Origin of the sequence: Microbacterium karelineae, from assembly GCF_009745985.1 — a bacterium.
Lineage (GTDB): Bacteria > Actinomycetota > Actinomycetes > Actinomycetales > Microbacteriaceae > Microbacterium > Microbacterium karelineae.
On the sequence record NZ_WFIX01000180.1, the window covers coordinates 14100 to 31005 of the forward strand.

15 protein-coding genes are annotated in these 16906 nt (G+C 71.1%); 7 read left to right on the forward strand and 8 right to left on the reverse strand.

Annotated elements, in window-relative coordinates; genetic code table 11:
- Nucleotides 1-245: 245 nt before the first annotated feature.
- Entirely contained in the window at nucleotides 246-659 is a 414-nt protein-coding gene (locus GB932_RS19205) for an FIG domain-containing protein (RefSeq protein WP_197517401.1), read from the reverse strand.
- Nucleotides 660-772: 113 nt separating this feature from the next.
- Here GB932_RS19205 and GB932_RS19210 point away from each other — a divergent pair, with 113 nt between their 5' ends.
- The 3 genes from GB932_RS19210 to GB932_RS08635 all read left to right on the forward strand — a co-directional run bounded on the left by GB932_RS19210 (nucleotide 773) and on the right by GB932_RS08635 (nucleotide 4006).
- A complete protein-coding gene (locus GB932_RS19210; protein ID WP_197517402.1) occupies nucleotides 773-1432 on the forward strand; it encodes a TetR/AcrR family transcriptional regulator in 660 nt (219 codons plus the stop codon).
- Nucleotides 1429-2004: a P-loop NTPase family protein gene (locus GB932_RS08630; protein ID WP_156760297.1), complete on the forward strand. Its 576-nt coding sequence runs from the start codon at nucleotides 1429-1431 to the stop codon at nucleotides 2002-2004. The genes GB932_RS19210 and GB932_RS08630 overlap by 4 nt, the downstream gene beginning before the upstream one ends.
- A 109-nt stretch (nucleotides 2005-2113) precedes the next feature.
- On the forward strand, nucleotides 2114-4006 hold the full coding sequence (locus GB932_RS08635; RefSeq protein ID WP_156760298.1) for a YhgE/Pip domain-containing protein: 1893 nt from the start codon (nucleotides 2114-2116) through the stop codon (nucleotides 4004-4006).
- Between the two features lie 105 nt (nucleotides 4007-4111).
- Here GB932_RS08635 and GB932_RS08640 read toward each other — a convergent pair whose 3' ends face one another.
- The gene (locus tag GB932_RS08640; RefSeq protein WP_156760299.1) at nucleotides 4112-4393 is read right to left on the reverse strand and encodes a putative quinol monooxygenase; all 282 of its coding nucleotides are present in this window, start codon (nucleotides 4391-4393) and stop codon (nucleotides 4112-4114) included.
- Nucleotides 4394-4430: 37 nt separating this feature from the next.
- On the opposite strand from GB932_RS08640, the gene GB932_RS08645 reads away from it, so the two are divergent.
- From GB932_RS08645 to glgP, 3 genes are all read left to right on the forward strand, one after another.
- On the forward strand, nucleotides 4431-4718 hold the full coding sequence (locus tag GB932_RS08645; protein ID WP_156760300.1) for a hypothetical protein: 288 nt from the start codon (nucleotides 4431-4433) through the stop codon (nucleotides 4716-4718).
- A gap of 39 nt (nucleotides 4719-4757) precedes the next feature.
- Complete coding sequence (locus GB932_RS08650) at nucleotides 4758-5780, forward strand: DNA glycosylase AlkZ-like family protein (protein WP_156760301.1); 1023 nt, start codon at nucleotides 4758-4760, stop codon at nucleotides 5778-5780.
- 191 nt (nucleotides 5781-5971) lie between these two features.
- On the forward strand, nucleotides 5972-8542 hold the full coding sequence (gene glgP, locus GB932_RS08655) for an alpha-glucan family phosphorylase (RefSeq protein WP_156760302.1): 2571 nt from the start codon (nucleotides 5972-5974) through the stop codon (nucleotides 8540-8542).
- An 18-nt stretch (nucleotides 8543-8560) separates the two neighbouring features.
- On the opposite strand, the gene GB932_RS08660 is transcribed toward glgP, so the two are convergent.
- From GB932_RS08660 to GB932_RS08680, 5 genes are read right to left on the reverse strand one after another with little or no spacing between them, the layout of a single operon-like run.
- Complete coding sequence (locus tag GB932_RS08660) at nucleotides 8561-9655, reverse strand: Gfo/Idh/MocA family protein (RefSeq protein WP_231916086.1); 1095 nt, start codon at nucleotides 9653-9655, stop codon at nucleotides 8561-8563.
- Nucleotides 9652-10440 (reverse strand): ThuA domain-containing protein, encoded by a 789-nt coding sequence (locus tag GB932_RS08665; RefSeq protein WP_197517403.1) that lies wholly within the window; start codon nucleotides 10438-10440, stop codon nucleotides 9652-9654. The genes GB932_RS08660 and GB932_RS08665 overlap by 4 nt, the downstream gene beginning before the upstream one ends.
- 38 nt (nucleotides 10441-10478) lie before the next feature.
- Nucleotides 10479-11342, reverse strand: a complete 864-nt coding sequence (locus tag GB932_RS08670; protein WP_156760303.1) for a carbohydrate ABC transporter permease — start codon at nucleotides 11340-11342, stop codon at nucleotides 10479-10481.
- Nucleotides 11343-11352: 10 nt separating this feature from the next.
- The gene (locus GB932_RS08675; RefSeq protein WP_156760304.1) at nucleotides 11353-12270 is read right to left on the reverse strand and encodes a carbohydrate ABC transporter permease; all 918 of its coding nucleotides are present in this window, start codon (nucleotides 12268-12270) and stop codon (nucleotides 11353-11355) included.
- A gap of 52 nt (nucleotides 12271-12322) precedes the next feature.
- Nucleotides 12323-13540 carry a sugar ABC transporter substrate-binding protein gene (locus tag GB932_RS08680; RefSeq protein WP_231916087.1) on the reverse strand — a complete coding sequence of 406 codons (1218 nt, stop codon included), beginning with the start codon at nucleotides 13538-13540 and terminating at the stop codon, nucleotides 12323-12325.
- A gap of 155 nt (nucleotides 13541-13695) precedes the next feature.
- On the opposite strand from GB932_RS08680, the gene GB932_RS08685 reads away from it, so the two are divergent.
- Nucleotides 13696-14700: a LacI family DNA-binding transcriptional regulator gene (locus tag GB932_RS08685; protein WP_156760306.1), complete on the forward strand. Its 1005-nt coding sequence runs from the start codon at nucleotides 13696-13698 to the stop codon at nucleotides 14698-14700.
- A gap of 3 nt (nucleotides 14701-14703) precedes the next feature.
- Here GB932_RS08685 and glgX read toward each other — a convergent pair whose 3' ends face one another.
- A complete protein-coding gene (gene glgX / locus GB932_RS08690; RefSeq protein WP_156760307.1) occupies nucleotides 14704-16854 on the reverse strand; it encodes a glycogen debranching protein GlgX in 2151 nt (716 codons plus the stop codon).
- Between the last annotated feature and the right edge of the window lie 52 nt (nucleotides 16855-16906).

The window sequence follows — 16906 nt, forward strand, 5'->3', positions numbered from 1 at the left end:
GACCTTCCTCACCAGTGTAGTTCATTTCGAACTACCTTCGCCCGTCGGCATCGTCCAGCTCATGACCCGAGAATGCACGTCACCACCGACACGCGAAGCGCATCGGCCCTGCACCGCCACGCCACCATCGAGCCCGACGGCCACGATTCGCGAGGAAACATTCTGGGACACGACCACCGCGCTCGTCCCCGCGTTCCTCGAGCGGATCCGCCGCGCGAACGGGATGTGAGGGGCGTCTCGGGCGGCTATTCGATGAGCGCCCGGAGCGCCGCGACCGTCGACGGCCGGCCTGTGATGACGAGGTCGCCGCTCGCGTCCGCGTACGTCTCCGCCCCCGCCTCGATTGCGATCAGTGCACCGCCGACGAGATCCCAGGGTTCATTGCGGTACGCGATGAGCGCGCCGGTCCGATCGGATGCGAGCAGACCCCAGTCGACCGACGGAGCCCACGTCCGGAGCACGCGCTTCGCATTGCGCTCCAGCGCATCGAACAGGGCATCGCGACGCGCGTCACCGTGCCCGACCGCATAGCCCTGTGCGAACGAGATCGTGGTGTGCGCCAGGGCCTCGTCGACACCGAGCGCGAGACGCCGCGGCGGCGAATCCCCGTCGGCGAGCCAGGCACCGCCCCCCCCGCGCCCTGCTCGCCGGTGCGCCACCCGCGGGTGCCGCCCGGTCGTTTCGGGCGCTGGAGACGACCGTTTCGCACCCGCGAGCGGGCCCGCGCCGCGCGCTCAGCACAATTTACACAGGAGTGTGTAAGTTAGTGCCCATGACCACCCGTCGCCGCGATGCCGTCGCCAACCGCGAGGCGCTGCTCGACGCCGCGGGGCGCGTGCTGCGCGCTTCACCGCAGGCGTCGATCGACGCGATCGCCGCCGAGGCCGGCCTCACCCGCCGCGCCGTGTACGGGCACTTCGCGTCGCGCGACGAGCTGCTGCGCGAGCTCCTCACCCGCGGCGCCGCGCAGATCGCGGGCGCCGTCGGCGGCGTGCGCGACGACGATCCGTCCGTGCACGTCGCGCTGCTCGGATCCGCCGTGTGGCGCGCGATCGCGCACGTCAAGGTCATCGCACAGGCGGTCGTCTCCGGGCCGTTCGAGGGAGAGGTCGGCGCGGCGCTCGCACCGATCCGCCGATCCCTGCGCGACGCCGTCGATCGCGGATGCGCCCGGGGCGACTTCCGGCAGGACGCCGCCCCCGGCGTCACCGCGCGCCTCATCGAGGACGCCGCCCTCGCCGTGCTCGACATCGCCGTCGCACGCGAGCTCCCCGACGACGAGGCGCAGCGGCTCGTGAGCGCGACCGCCCTCGGCGTCGCCGGGCTGTCGTGGCGCGAGGCGCAGGACGCGATCGCCCGGGCGGGCGCTCCCCTCGCGGGCGACGCGCCCGCTACCGTTCAGTCAGCGGATCCGAACGGAGGCGTCGCGTGATCATCTCAGCCCACAACGTCGCGAAGGGGCCTCTCCGTGCGACGAGCCTCGAGGCCTCGACCGGCGAGGTGACGCTCGTACCCGTCGAGGGCGGTCAGCGCCCGACGCTGCTCGCGCTCATCCTCGCCGGCCGCATGACACCGGCGGCCGGCGAGGTCACCATCGACGGCGCCGCCGATCCGCGGATCCTGAGGCGCCGCGTCGCCGTCGTCGACGCGCCCGACACGAGCGCCCCCGTGGACGACCTGTCGCTCGCCACGGTCGTCACGGAGGAGTTCGTGTTCTCCGGGCTCCGCGGTCCCCGTCGAGCGACCAGGCGGCTGCTCGCCGACGAGGATCTCAGCGACTTCGCGTCGACGCCGATCGGCGACATCCCGGCGGCCGCGCGGATCCGCGTGCTCACCCGCACTGCCGCCGCCCCACCCGAGGTCGAGGCCCTCGTCCTCACCACCCCCGACCGCCACGGCGGCGACACGAGCGACTGGCTCGAGACCGCGCGCGCCTGGGCGGCCCGCCGCTATGCGGTGATCGTCCTCGCCTCCGCCGGGGCCATCGCCGCCGCGCGCACATGACCCGCCACCAGAGTCGGAGAAATCCCCAGCATCGGAGGATTCTCGCGCATCCCTCCGATCCTGTGGATTTCTCCGACCTTCGCGACGCCGCGCCCAGGAGGGCATTCACATGAGATTCCCCATGCTCGTCCGCACCGAGCTGCGGCGGCTCACGTCGTCGCCCATGTCGATCCTCGCCCTCGTGGCGCTCATGATGGTGCCGGTGCTCTACTCGGGCCTGTACCTGTGGGGCAACGACGATCCGTACGGCAACCTCGACAGCGTGCCCGCCGCGCTCGTCGTCGACGACGAGGGCGCGACACAGGACGGCGAGGACGTCAACTACGGCGAGCAGGTGCGGGACGACCTCGTCGACGACGGCACCCTCGACTGGCAGGTGACCGACGCGGATGAGGCGTCCGCCGGCCTGCAGTCGGGTGCGTACGACTTCGTCGTGACCTTCGGCGCCGACTTCTCGCGCTCGCTCACGTCGATCGCAGGCGACGACCCGTCGAAGGCGGTCGTCGAGGTGACGACCAACGACGCGAACAGCTACCTCGCGGGCACGATCGCCGACACCGTGACCGACACGGTGCGCGACAGCCTCACGCAGGAGGTCGGCGAGAAGGCCGCGCGCACGCTGCTCGACAGCCTCGCGACGATCCGGTCCGGCCTGAACGACGCGGCCGACGGGGCCGCCCAGCTCGCCGACGGATCCGCGACCGCGAAGGACGGCGCCGACACGCTCGCCGACGGCGCGTCGCAGGCGGCGACGGGATCCGACGAGCTCGCCTCCGGGCTCGGCACGCTGAACTCGTCCGCTGCGACGCTCCCCGACCAGGTCTCGCAGCTGAACGACGGTGCGCACCAGGTGGCGGACGGCAACGCGCAGCTGAACGCCCAGGTCGCGCCCGCAGCCCAGCGCATCGACGAGGCCGTCGGCCGGCTCCCCTCGGATGACGACATCCGGAACCGGCTCTCCGAGGCGGGCTTCTCGGACGACCAGATCGACCTCGTGGTCGGCATCGTCAGCCCCCTGCACTCCGACATCGCGAACGCCAACGGCGAGGTGCAGGCCGCCGCGGGCGCCGTGCAGCAGCTGGCCGACGGATCCGCGCAGGTCGCCGACGGGACCCAGCAGCTGTCGGACGGAATGCCCGCGCTCGCGGACGGCATCGCGAGCGCCGCGACGGGCGCCACGGACCTCTCGAGCGGCGTGCACCAGCTGGCCGACGGATCCGGCGATCTCGCCTCGGGCCTCGGCGAGCTGAAGAGCGGATCACGAGAGCTCTCCGACAGCCTCGCCGACGCCGTCACGCAGATCCCCGACCAGTCGGAGGACGAGCGCGCGACGGCCGCCGCGATGATGTCGGATCCCATCGCCGTCGACACCGACGCGACGACCGCCGCGTCGTCGTACGGCGCGGGCATGGCGCCGTTCTTCATCAGCCTCGCCGCGTGGATCGGGATCTACGCCCTGTTCCTCATCATCAAGCCGTATTCGCAGCGCGCCGTGACCGCGCTGCGCCGGCCGCTGCCGATCACGCTCGGGGCATGGGCGACGCCGGCGCTGCTCGGTGCCGTGCAGATGGTGGCGGTGTTCCTCATCGTCGCCTTCGCGCTCGGATACTCGATCGCGCAGCCCGTGGCGATGATCGGGCTCATGGCGCTGACGTCGATCACGTTCGCCGCCATCATCCTCACGCTCAACGTGCTGCTGGGCAGCGTCGGCCAGTTCCTCGGCCTCGTGCTCATGGTGCTGCAGCTCGTGACGGCGGGCGGCACATTCCCCTACCAGACCCTCCCGACACCACTGCGGGCGCTGCATGAGGTGCTGCCGATGAGCCACTCCGTGGACGGGATCCGGCAGCTCATGTACGGCGGCGACATGTCGCGTGCCTGGGCGGACGCGGGCTTCCTCGCGATCTGGCTCGTGGTCGCGCTCGTCGCCGCGTTCCTCGCGATCACCCGGATGACCCGGACGCGCACGCTGCGCGACCTCCGGCCGTCGCTGATCGGGTAGGCGCGGCGCATCTGCACAACGACGCCAATTTTCGCGATGGGCACGCCGACACGCCGCTGCCGGCACGAGTCCGCACAGATTCGGCGTCGTTGTGCATCGGGGACCTCACCCGCGCACGTCGTACTCGCGCGGGATGCCCGCGGTCGCGCGGCCCCATTCGCTCGCGGCGACACGCTCCTGGTGGGAGGAGAACGCGTCGCGGTCCGCGAAGCGCTCCGCGACGGCCCACACGAGCGGATCCGCCGTCTGTTCGACCGCGAAGCTCACGCACCCCGGCTCGGCGCGCGTGAGCTCGATGTGCGCCGGCAGGTGACGGTGCACGGTCTCGGCATCGGCCGCGTCGCGGCAGCGGAGGAATCCTGTGAGCGTGACCTCGGTGTCGGGCATCGCCCCACGCTACTGCGCGCCGACCTACGATCGAGGGATGGACTCCCCGGCCCCGGACGTGCAGGCACTCGCGTGCAACGTCGCGATCCCCGAGCACCTGCGGTGGCGGGACGAGCGGCGCGGCGAGCTCTTCGAGCTGCAGTCGATCACGGTGCGCCTGCTCGCCGACGGATCGCTCGCCGCGAAGGCGTACGGCCGCCCCGTCGCGGGCGGCCGGGGCGCGTACGTCTCGTTCGCCGTGAGGGAGAGCCCCGAGATCGATGAGCTCATCACGTCCGCCGCGACGGAGGCCGGGCGCCGCTGGGCCGCCCACGGCGGGCGCTGACGCCCCCATCACGTCACCCGCGCCCCGTACGCTGGCGGCATGCGGACGCTCACCCCGGATGAGGCACGCCGATGGCGCTGGTCGTCGCAGCTGCTCGGAGGATCCGATCTCTCACCGACGCAGGTCGTCGATCGCGCGATCGCGCTGCAGGGGCAGGACCTGCCCGCCGTGCTGCGCGCGATCGCGATCCGCTCGCGGCCCGGCACGACGATCGCCGACGTGCGCGCCGCCTTCGACCGCGGCGAGCTCGTCCGCTCGTGGCCTGTGCGCGGCACGCTGTTCGCGACGACGCCCGCGCACCTGACGGCGCTGCTGTCCCTCACGGCCGATCGGATCCATCGCTCCACCATCCGCCGCCGCGAGCAGCTCGGGCTCGACGACGACACGCTCTCCCGCGCGCACGAGGTCGCGCAGGAGACCCTCGCGGGTGGGCTGACGCGATCCGAGCTGCTCGCGCTCTGGGCTGACGCCGGCATCGAGGCGGCCGGAGGGCGCGGCTACCACCTGATCTTCCACCACGCGGTCGCCGGCCGGTGGCACTGGGGCGCGTTCCGCGGAGACGAGCAGGTGCTCACGCCGTCGCCGGGCGAGTCGCGGGGCGAGGATCCCCTGCCGCGCATCATCCGCGGGCTCGTCGCGGCGCGCGGCCCTGTCACGGACGACGACCTCGCGTGGTGGCTGAAGCTGCCCAAGACCCAGGTGCGGAAGGCCGCGGCGAGCGCCGACCTCGACGCCGTGTCCATCGACGGGGCGGCCGCGTGGGTCGCGGACCTCGGCGCCGATCCTGGCGACACGGGCGTCACGCTCGTCCCCGGATTCGACGAGTGGATCCTCGGCTACGGCGACCGCTCGCTCACGGCGAGCGCCGCGATGCAGGCGGCCCTCGTGCCGGGGAACAACGGCGTCTTCCGCCCGGCCGTGATCGTCGACGGCGTCACGGTCGGCACGTGGCGGGCCCGCGCGAAGAGCCGAAGAGATCCGTCCTTCGAGCTCGTGGAGAAGGTCCCGGCGGCGACGCGCAGGCGCATCGAGCGCGCCGTCGAGGCCTGGCCCCACGACTGACGCGCAGCTCGCCCATACACAACGACGCCAATTCTTCGCTCGGACGCCCGACACGCCGCGTTCTGCCGCTTGCGCATCGAGAATTGGCGTCGTTGTGCAGGGGAGCCTCCGGCGGACGCGGTGCGACGCCTCCGTGAACCTCGCGTGAAAACGCTCGCGCGTCGGGGCCGCGTCCGTCTATGGTCGGGCACATGCGCGCGATCCGACGTTTCACCGTCCGCCCCGTCCTCCCCGAGCCCCTCGCCGCGCTCGGCACCCTCGCCGCGAACCTGCGCTGGTCGTGGGATCCGCAGACGCAGGACGTCTTCGCGGAGGTCTCGCCCGAGGTGTGGGCCGACCGCCTCGACCCCGTCCGGGTGCTCAGCGACGTGCCCGCCAGCCGGTGGGACGAGCTCGCGCGTGACGACGCGTTCCTCGGCCGGCTCGCATCGGCGTCGGCCGGGCTCGACGCGTACCTGACACAGGACCGCTGGTATCAGCGGAACGTGCCGGACGGCCCCGCGTCGATCGCCTACTTCTCCCCCGAGTTCGGCATCGCCGCCGCCCTGCCGCAGTACTCCGGCGGACTGGGGATCCTCGCGGGCGATCACCTCAAGGCGGCGAGCGATCTCGGCGTGCCGATCGTCGGCGTCGGCCTCTTCTACGCACACGGCTACTTCAAGCAGTCGCTCTCGCGCGACGGCTGGCAGGTCGAGTCGTATCCCGTCCTCGATCCGGACGAGCTGCCGGTGAAGGCGCTCCGCGAGGCCGACGGCAGCCACGCGACGATCTCGATCGACATGCCGGGTGGCCCGGCTCTGACGGCGCGGATCTGGGTCGCCGAGGTCGGGCGGGTGCCCCTGCTCATGCTCGACACCGACGTCGAGCAGAATCCGGACCACTACGTCGCCGTCACCGATCGGCTGTACGGCGGCGGCAGCGAGCACCGCCTGCGTCAGGAGATCCTCCTCGGGATCGGCGGCGTGCGCGCCCTGCGCGCGTACGGCCGGATCACGGGCGAACCCGTCCCGGAGGTCTATCACACGAACGAGGGCCACGCGGGCTTCCAGGGCGTCGAGCGGATCCGCGAGCTCACGAGCGAGGATCCGGATCTCGACTTCGAGGCCGCGCTCGCGCTGAACCGCGCGTCGACGATCTTCACGACGCACACGCCGGTCCCCGCGGGCATCGACCGCTTCCCGAAGGACCTCATCGCGCAGTACTTCGCGTCGGACGGCGGCGTCACGCCGGGCGTGCCGACCGAGCGCGTGCTGCAGCTCGGATCCGAGGACTACGACGGCGGCGACCCCGGCGTCGTGAACATGGCCGTGCTCGGCTTCCGCCTCGGGCAGCGCGCGAACGGCGTGAGCCGGCTGCACGGCCACGTGAGCCGCGACATGTTCCACGGGCTCTGGCCGATGTTCGACGAGGCCGAGGTGCCGATCACCTCGATCACGAACGGCGTGCACGCGCCGACGTGGGTCGCTCGCGAGTTCCGCGATCTGGTGTCGGCGCTCGGCGCCGATGCGGATGGCGATCCCGCCGACTTCGCGCGAGCGCTCGACGGCGCCGACCGGGCGCAGGTGTGGTCGACGAAGCGGATCCTGCGCGAGCGCCTCGTGGCCGACGCCCGGGCCCGCGTGCGCCGCTCGTGGCAGAAGCGCGGCGCCGCCGACGCGGAGCTCGGGTGGATCGACGACGCGCTCGACCCCGATGTGCTGACGATCGGCTTCGCACGCCGGGTGCCGTCGTACAAGCGCCTCACGCTCATGCTGCGCGACCCGGCGCGGCTGAAGGCGCTGCTCACGGATCCGGAGCGCCCGATCCAGCTCATCATCGCGGGCAAGTCGCACCCGAACGATGACGGCGGCAAGAAGCTGATCCAGGACATGGTGCGCTTCGCCGACGACCCCGAGGTGCGGCACCGGATCGTGTTCCTGCCGAACTACGACATCGGCATGGCGCAGCCGCTGTACCCGGGCTGCGATGTGTGGCTGAACAACCCGCTGCGCCCCTACGAGGCGTGCGGCACATCGGGCATGAAGGCCGCGCTCAACGGCGGCCTCAACCTGTCGATCCTCGACGGCTGGTGGGACGAGTGGTTCGACGGGGAGAACGGCTGGGCGATCCCGTCGGCGGACGGCCTGCCGGATCCGTCTCAGCGCGACGACCTCGAGGCGGCCGCGCTGTACGAGATCCTCGAGCGCGAGGTCGTGCCGCGCTTCTACGACCGCGATGACGACGGCCTGCCGTCGCGCTGGCTCGAGATGATGCGGCACACGATCGAGTCGCTCGGGCCGAAGGTCCTCGCGACGCGCATGGTGCGCGACTACGTCACGACCCTCTATGTGCCCGCGTCCGAGAGCGTCCGCGCGCTGAACGCGGCCGACGGCGGAGCCGAGGAGTTCGCCGGGTGGCGGCGCCGCGTCGCCGACGGCTGGGGATCCGTCCGGGTCGAGCACGTCGAGCTCGACGGCGTCGGCGACATCGCGGAGGTCGGCGCCACGTTCTCCGTGCGCGCGTTCGTCGCGCTCGGCGACATCGCGCCGGACGATGTCGCGGTGCAGCTGGCCTATGGCCGGCCGAGCGCCGACGACGACCTCGCCGACGTCCGGATCGAGACGCTCGCGCTCGCGGAGGCGTTCGAGGGCGGCCGCTTCAGCTTCGCCGGATCCCACGCGCTCGAGCGCTCGGGGCCGTTCGGCTGCACGGTGCGCATCGTGCCGGCGAACCCGCACCTCGCGAGCCCGGCCGAGACGGGCCTCGTCGCCTTCGCGGAGTAGCGCCCCGATGGGGTCAGGTCACCCCCACCGCTCGAGCTCGGCGCGCACCGACGGATCCTCCTCCACCGCGATCGCGGCGGCGAGCGCGGACGCCAGCACGTCGGGGATCCGCACGCGCGCACCCGTCTCGGACGAGCGCACGGCGGCCTCGACCATCGCGAGGCTGTGCACGTTCGGGAGGGCGGCCGTCGACGGCGTCTCGCCGCTGCGCAGGCAGGCGAGGAACTCCGTGAGGGATCCCGCGATCTCCTGCCGCGCGCCCGGCGCGATCGTCCATGTCTCCGACGCCGCCTCGGGCCGATGCGCGGTCACCGTCGCGTCGCCGTCCCAGAGCGCCGTCCCGCGCTCGCCGCTCACGCGCCACCGCCCGTTCCACGCCGTCTCCTCGCCCGGTGCGCACCAGCTGCCCGTGTACACGAGGCGCTCCCCGCCCGCGAACTCGAACACGGCGTGGGCGCTCGCGGCACCGTCGTACCAGCTCCACGCGGGGTTGTGCTCCTCGCAGTACACCGCGACGGGGTCGGATCCGATGACGGCGCGCGCGGCATCGAATTGGTGGATCGCCATGTCGACGAGGAGGACGTGCTCCATCTCCTCGCGGAATCCGCCGAAACGCGGAGCCTTGTAGAACTCGACGACGACGGATCCGAGCCGGCCCAGCGTCGCCACCTCGTCGCGGAGCGCGTCGAGGGCCGCGAAGTACCGGCGCGACTGGCTGATCATGAGCAGCTCGCCGTGCACCGCGGCGGTGGCCGCCTGCCGAAGCGCGTCGGCGATCGTCGGTGCGGCGGGCTTCTCGCACAGCACGGGCAGCCCGGCGGCGAGCGCCTCGCGGTTGACGGCCTGGTGCGCGACCGGCACCGTGACGTCGATCACGGCGTCGGCCCCGGTCTCGCGCGCGATCTCCGCGACGCTCGTGCCGACGGCGACGCCCTCCGATCCCACCTCCGCGAGAGCCTCGTGCGCGGTGTCGAGGTTCAGATCGACGAGCCCCACGAGCTCGGCGCCGGTCTCGGCGGCGATCGTGCGCAGCCAGGTGCGCCCCATGCCGCCTGCTCCGACCTGCACGAGGCGCAGCGGCCGATCATCCGGGAGGGTGCGGAACCCGCTCAATTGGCCATCGCCCCCTCGTAGCCGTGGCCGTTGTAGAAGTCCTCGGGCTCGTAGCGCAGCAGCGTCGGCGTCGTGCGCTCGGGTCGCAGCGTGCGCGCCCAGGCGACGCCGTTCGCGATCACCTTCCGCACCTCGTCCTGGTGGTACACGGGGTAGTCCTGGTCACCGGGGCTGAAGTAGAAGATGCGTCCGAATCCGCGCCGGTAGGTCATGCCGCTGCGGAACACCTCGCCGCCCGAGAACGTCGAGAGGAACACGAGCTCGTCGGGGGCGGGCACGTCGAAGAACTCGCCGTACATCTCCTGCGCGGGGATGATGAACGGGTGCGGGATGCCCTGCGCGATCGGGTGCGTCGGGTCGACGGTCCAGACGATCTCGCGGTCGTCCTTCGAGCGCCAGCGCAGCGTGCAGGTCGTGCCCATGAGCTTCCCGAAGATCTTGGACCAGTGGCCGGAGTGCAGCACGAGCAGGCCCATGCCGGCGAGCACGTGGCGCTGCACGCGCTCGACGACCTCGTCGGCGACCTCGCCGTGCGCGGCATGCCCCCACCACACGAGCACGTCGGTGTTCTGCAGCACGTCCTCGGTGAGGCCGTGCTCGGGGTCGTCGAGCGTCACGGTCGTCGCGGCGGCCCTGTCGCCGAGGTGCTCCTCGATGCCCTCGCGGATCGTGGTGTGCATCCCGTCCGGATAGATGTCGCGGACCTCCTGCTGCTCCTGTTCGTGTCGGTTCTCACCCCACACGACGACGCGGATGGGCTGGTCGGGGTTCACTGCGGTGGTCATGATGGCCTTTCGTTGCTCAGATCGTGTCGTCGGTTCCGTCACTTGACGGCGCCGCCCATCGCCCCGGCCGAGATGTACTTCTGCGCGAGGAGCAGCAGGAGGATCGCGGGCAGCGACGAGAGCACGGCGGTCGCCATGACGGCGCTCCAGTTCGACACCTGCGTGCCGAGGTACTGGTAGATGCCGAGGGTGACAGGACGGATATCGGGGGTCGTGGTGAGGGTCAGGGCGAACAGGAAGTCGCTCCACGCGAAGAGGAACGCGAACAGGCCCGCCGTGATGAGCGCGTTCTTCGACACGGGCAGGGCGATCGACCAGAAGGCCCGGATCTGCCCGGCGCCGTCGACGCGCGCCGCCTCGAGGATCGAGGGGTGCACGTTCATCATGAAGGCGCGCAGCACGAGGATCGCGAACGGGATGGAGTGCGACGCGTCGGCGAGGATGAGCCCGCCCAGCGTGTTGAGCAGCCCGATGTCGTTGTATGCGGCGTAGAGCGCGTTCGCGATCACGATGCCGGGGATCATCTGCGCGATGAGGATCACGAGCAGCGCGATGCTGATCCAGCGATAGCGGAACTGCGCGAGCGCGTACGCCGCGGGCGCCGAGATCGCGAGGCTCACGACCACGGCGCCGAGCGACACGATCATGCTCGTGACGAGGTTGGCGCCCTGGTCGGCGATCGCCCGCTCGTATCCGGCGAAGCTCGGCTCGAGGGGGATGAGAGCGGCCGAGAGCGTGTTGCCCGACGGCTGCAGGGAGGCGTTGACCATCCAGTAGACGGGGAAGAGCATCAGCGCGAGGAACACGAGCCCGAGCGCCGTGTGGACCGCCTGGCGCCCCCCGAGTCGGTTCGCGCGTCGCGCCGCCCTGGCGTCGACCGTGATGAGTGCTGTCGTCGTCATCGTCGTCTCCTCACTCGTCGACGGGCTTGCGGGTGCTGCGCAGGTAGATGAGCGCGAACACGAGCGAGACCAGGATCAGGATGTTGCTGAAGGCGGCTCCGACGCCGAACTCGAACTCGATGAAGGAGGTCTGATAGGAGCGGATCGCGATCGTCTGCGTGGCGTTCGCCGGGCCGCCGCCTGTGAGGCCGAGGATCACGTCGAGCACCTTGAGCGTGTACACGACGCCGAGCACGAGGGTGACGCCGATGACGGGCCGCAGATTCGGCAGGGTGATGTGCCAGAACGACTTCCAGCCCGTGGCTCCGTCGAGGGATGCCGCCTCGTAGAGCTCGCCGGGGATGTCCTGCAGCCCGCCGTAGAGCAGCGTCACGTTGAACGGGATCCCCACCCAGATGTTCACGAGGATCACCGCGGCGAGGGCGACATCGGGGCTCGTGAGCCACGGCACGGCGTCGAGTCCGATCGCGGTGAGGAACTGGTTGAGGATGCCGCTGTCCTGGTCGAGGATCGACCGCCACGTCGCGCTGGCGACGATGAGCGGCAGCAGCCACGGCAGGAGCAGCAGCGCCCGCATGATGGTGCCGAGCGGGAACCGCTTCTGGAAGAACAGGGCGAGCGCGAGGCCGATCACGAACTGTCCCGCGAGGGATCCGAGCGTGAACAGCATCGTGTTCGCCATCGCGGGCCAGAACAGGTTGCTCGAGATCGCCGTGACGTAGTTCTGCAGCCCGACCCATGGTGCCTCGCCGGTGAAGAAGGTCTTCGTCGTGTACTCCTGGAAGCTCATCGTCAGGTTCTTGACGATGGGGTACCCGAAGAAGAACAGGATGTAGACGCCAGCGGGGATGACGAAGAGCGCCCCTGCGAGGTCGTCGCGCCACCGCCGGCGCCGCCTGGTGGGCGGCGCGATCGCAGCCGAGGTCATGTCGACTCCTTCCGCCGTGGCCCCGGCCGGAAGCCGGGGTCACGGATTCCGATCAGCCCTGGGACGCCTGCTCGAACGCGTCGGCGGCGGACGCCTGGCCCGTGATGGCGAGCTGGATCGCGTCGTAGATGACGGTGGCTGCGTCGGGCCATTCCTCGCCGAGCTGGCCCGTGCGCGAGCGCGCGTTCCTCACCTGCTCCGCGAAGGCCGCCATGTCGGGCACCTTCTCGACGTACTCGTCGATGAGGTCGGTGCGGGTGGGCACGAGGTAGCGGCTCTCGGCGACCGACATCTGGATGTCGGGGCTCGACATGCACTCGACGAACTCGGCGGCGAGGCCCTGCGATGACTCATCGCCGGTCTCGGGGACGGTCCACACCTCGCCTCCGAGCGGCGCGACGGGGGTCTGCCCCTCCTCGTTCACGGGCACCTGCACCGATGCCCACTCGACGTCGGTCTCGGCGAGGGCGGGGATCTGCCAGGGACCGTTGATCATCATGGCGGCCTTGCCGGCGACGAACTGGTCCTTCACGTCGCCCTGCTTCCAGTTGACGACGCTCGGCGAGGCGGATCCGCTGTCGACGAGGTCGACCCAGAGCTGCAGCGCCTCGGCGACCTCGGGGCTCGTGAGGTCGGTCTCGTCGCCCTCGTTGGTCCACATGAAGGGCAGGAACTGCCAGCTGCCCTCGTAGTTCGCGATGGCCGAGAAGGCGACGCCGTAGCGGTCGCCCTGGGTCAGCTCGGCGGCGGCGTCCTTCAGCTCGTCCCAGGTCTGCGGCGGCTCGATGCCCGCTTCGTCGAGCGCCTCGACGTCGTAGAACAGCCCGAGCGTGTTGACGGCCGGGCCGAGGCCGTAGACCTCGCCGTCGTAGGTGGCCGCGTCGAGGATGCCCTGCGCGAAGCCCGCCGTGTCGACGCCGAAATCGCTCAGCGGGGCGAGGCCGCCCGTCGCGGCGATCTCCTGCACATCGGGGTTGTCGAGCATGAGCACGTCGGGCAGGGTGCGCGACGACGAGCGCTGCAGCACCGTCTGGATGAGGTCGGCGCCCGGCACGGTCTCGCGCTCGAGTTCGACCCCGACCTCTGCGGCGCACGTGTCGAGCGCCTCCTGCATGAGCGTCTTGTCGGGCTCGTTGTTGTAGTAGTCGAGGACCGTGAGGGTGCCGTCGTCGGCCCCCTCACCGGATCCGCCGCCCTGGCCGCAGGAGGCGAGGGCGAGGGGGACGGCGGCGAGCGCCGCCACGGCGATCAGGGTCCGGCTTCTGCGCATGAGTGACTCCTTTGTGTTCATGCTCGATCGGTGCGACTCGCGGGGCGGGTCGCGCCACCAGTGCGGTTAAACGCTTAAACTCTGATGCACGAGACTGGCACAGTACGCCCGGCGTGTCAACATGTTTCGATCGACGAATCAGACGAAGGGACATCATGGCGACGATGCGAGAGGTGGCCGCACGGGCCGAGGTCTCGATCGCGACGGTCTCGTTCGTCGTCAACGGCACGAAGAAGGTCACAGACGCGACGCGGAAACGCGTCGAGGACGCTATGCGCGATCTGGGATTCTCACGCAACCCGGTCGGCGCCGCCCTCGCCCGCGGGCGCACGCGGATCCTCGCGATGCTGTACCCGGCCGTCGAACGCCGCCTGTCCCCCACCGCGGTGACGTTCTTCACGAGCGCCTCGCGCCGCGCCCGCGAGCGCGGATACGACCTCGTCATGTGGCCCATCGGCGACGACACAGCGCAGGTCTCCGTGCTCGCCGGCACCGGCCTCATCGATGGGGCCCTGCTCATGGAGGTGCGGCTCGATGATCCGCGTGTCGCGGCGCTGCACGACCGCCGCGTGCCGTTCGCGCTCATCGGCCGCACGAGCGAGCCCGACGACCTCGCCTACGTCGACGTCGACTTCCCCGCCTCGGTGCGCGAGGCGCACGCGCGCCTGCGCGATCTCGGCCACGAGGACATCGCCTTCCTCACGGGCGACGGCAGGGCCTTCTCCCACGGAGCCGTCGCGCGCGCCCGCGAGACATACGAGGCCGCGGCGACCGCGAGCGGATCCCCCGTCACGATGCTGAGCTGCGCCGAGGATCCGGGCGCAGGGCGCGAACTCGGAAGCCGCTTCCGGCAGGAGCACCCGACGACGACGGCGCTCATCGCGATGAACGAGCCCGCCGTACCCGGGCTGCTCATCGCGCTCGCCCACGAGGGCGTGCGCGTCCCCGACGACCTCAGCGTGATCTCGATGGGGTCCACCGCCTTCATGGCGGGCATGACGGATCCGCGCCTCACGTTCATGCGCACGCCGGGCCCCGAGCTCGGCGAGTGGGGCGTCGACGCCCTCATCGACCGCATCGAGACGCCCGACGCACCCCTCCCGCAGCGCCTGCTGCCGTGCGAGTACGTGGCGGGAGACTCGGTCGCGTCCCGCGGATGACGATCAGTCGACCGAGCGCACGACCACGACGCTGCGGGCCGCGACGACATCCTCCTCGCCGACCGCGAGGCGCTGGCCCACGGCGTACGCCGGATCCGTCGACAGCACGACCTCGCCGGCCGAATGGAAGCGGTTCACGGGGCTCGCGACCGTCACGTCGCGATCCGCGGGGTTGAACCAGATGAGGAACGCCCGGTCGACGATCTGCTCGCCATGCGGGCCCGGATCGCGCAGCGGCTTGCCGGACACGACCATGCCGAGGGTGCGGAGGGATCCGTCGCCCCAGTCCTCGTCGCGCATGAGACGACCATCGGGGTGCAGCCACAGCAGATCCGCCTGGCCGCCCTCGACCGCAGGCGCCCCCTCGAACCAGTGCCGCTGGCGCAGGGCGGGATGATCGCGCCGCAGCTGCAGGGCGCGGCGGGTCTGCTCGTACACGTCGAGCCACGCGTCGCCCGCTGACCAGTCGATCCAGCTGATCTCGTTGTCCTGGCAGTAGGGGTTGTTGCTGCCGCCCTGGGTGCGCCCGCGCTCGTCGCCCGCCGTGATCATGGGCACGCCCTTCGACAGCGCGAGCGTCGCCATGATGTTCGCCGCCTGCCGCCGCCGGACGGCGACGATCTCGGCGTCGTCCGTCTCGCCCTCGACGCCGTGGTTCGCCGACCGGTTGTCGTCGGATCCGTCGCGGTTGTCCTCGCCGTTGGCCTCGTTGTGCTTGCGCTCGTAGCTCACGAGGTCGCGCACCGTGAAGCCGTCGTGCGCCGTGACGAAGTTGATCCCCGCGAAGGCCCAGCGGCCGTCGTCGCGGTACAGGTCGGAGGATCCCGCGAGTCGCGTCGCGACGGTCGCGATGTCGCCGGCGCCGCGCCAGAAGTCGCGGATCGTGCCGCGGTACTGGTCGTTCCACTCCACCCACGGGGCGGGCATCTGCCCGACGAGGTAGCCGTCCATCGACACGTCCCACGGCTCGGCGATGAGCTTCACGTGCCGCAGGATCGGATCCTGATCGACGGCCGTGAGGAACGCGCACGCCATGTCGACGTCGTAGCCCGTACGGGTCAGGGCGCTCGTGAGGTCGAAGCGGAAGCCGTCGACGTGCATCTCGGTGACCCAGTACCGCAGCGAGTCCATGATGAGCCGCAGCGTCATCGGCTCGGAGGTGTCGACCGTGTTGCCGCACCCCGTCACGTCCCAGTACGAGTCGTCGAAGCTCGCGTCGCCGTGCGGGATGACGCGCTTGTACCAGCCGCGGTCGTCGAGGCCGCGGAACGAGACGACGGGCCCGGCCGACCCCGCCTCCGACGTGTGGTTGTAGACGACGTCGAGGATCACCTCGAGCCCCGCCTCGTGGTACGCGCGCACCATGTCCTTGAACTCGGCGACCTGGCCGCCGCGATCGCCGCGCGACGAGTACGCGCTGTGGGGCGAGAAGAAGCCCGCCGTGTTGTAGCCCCAGTAGTTCGTGAGGCCGCGCTCGGTGAGGGCGGGCTCGCTGAAGAACTGCTGCGTGGGCAGCAGCTCGACTGCGGTCACGCCGAGATCCTTCAGGTAGTGGATCACGTGCGGGTGCGCGAGGCCCGAGTAGGTGCCGCGCAGCTCCTCCGGCACCTGGTCGTGCAGCTTCGTGAAGCCCTTGACATGCAGCTCGTAGATGACGGTGTCGCGCCACGGGGTCTTGGGCTGCCGGTCGCCGTGCCAGTCGTACGCCGGATCCACGACGACGCTGCGCGCCATCACGGGGGCCGAGTCATCGTCGTTGCGCGCGGTGTGGTCGTCCCAGTCGTGCGCGTAGAGCGCCTGCGTGGGGGTGATGTCGCCGGCGGTTGCGTAGGCATACGGATCCAGCAGGAGCTTGTGCGGGTTGAAGCGGTATCCGTTCGCAGGATCCCACGGCCCGTCGGCTCGGAATCCGTACATCTGCCCCGGCTCGACGCCCGGCATCGCGCCGTGCCAGATGCCGAGGTGGTGCTCCGTGAGGGGCAGCCGCGTCTCGGCTCCGTCGTCGTCGAACAGGCACAGCCACATGCCGGTCGCGTCGGGCGCGTAGACGGCGAAGTTGGTCGACTCGGCGCTCCAGTCGGCGCCGAGCGGCCAGGTGCGCCCCGGCCAGACCGCCGTGCGCTCGCCGAGAGTGCTCCAGGTGTGCGGGCTCATGCGCTCATCATGCCCCGTGCGGCCCCGGACGCCGAATCCCCGACGGCGAGCG

Bases quoted from the DNA above. Each gene is read 5' to 3' on its own strand.
- GB932_RS08680 (WP_231916087.1), bottom strand. From the start codon at position 13,540: ATGCGCAGAAGCCGGACCCTGATCGCCGTGGCGGCGCTCGCCGCCGTC.
- GB932_RS08640 (WP_156760299.1), bottom strand. From the start codon at position 4,393: ATGCCCGACACCGAGGTCACGCTCACAGGATTCCTCCGCTGCCGCGAC.
- GB932_RS08670 (WP_156760303.1), bottom strand. From the start codon at position 11,342: ATGACGACGACAGCACTCATCACGGTCGACGCCAGGGCGGCGCGACGC.
- GB932_RS08665 (WP_197517403.1), bottom strand. From the start codon at position 10,440: ATGACCACCGCAGTGAACCCCGACCAGCCCATCCGCGTCGTCGTGTGG.
- GB932_RS08685 (WP_156760306.1), top strand. From the start codon at position 13,696: ATGGCGACGATGCGAGAGGTGGCCGCACGGGCCGAGGTCTCGATCGCG.
- GB932_RS19210 (WP_197517402.1), top strand. From the start codon at position 773: ATGACCACCCGTCGCCGCGATGCCGTCGCCAACCGCGAGGCGCTGCTC.
- GB932_RS08645 (WP_156760300.1), top strand. From the start codon at position 4,431: ATGGACTCCCCGGCCCCGGACGTGCAGGCACTCGCGTGCAACGTCGCG.
- GB932_RS08650 (WP_156760301.1), top strand. From the start codon at position 4,758: ATGCGGACGCTCACCCCGGATGAGGCACGCCGATGGCGCTGGTCGTCG.
- GB932_RS08635 (WP_156760298.1), top strand. From the start codon at position 2,114: ATGAGATTCCCCATGCTCGTCCGCACCGAGCTGCGGCGGCTCACGTCG.
- glgX (WP_156760307.1), bottom strand. From the start codon at position 16,854: ATGAGCCCGCACACCTGGAGCACTCTCGGCGAGCGCACGGCGGTCTGG.
- glgP (WP_156760302.1), top strand. From the start codon at position 5,972: ATGCGCGCGATCCGACGTTTCACCGTCCGCCCCGTCCTCCCCGAGCCC.
- GB932_RS08675 (WP_156760304.1), bottom strand. From the start codon at position 12,270: ATGACCTCGGCTGCGATCGCGCCGCCCACCAGGCGGCGCCGGCGGTGG.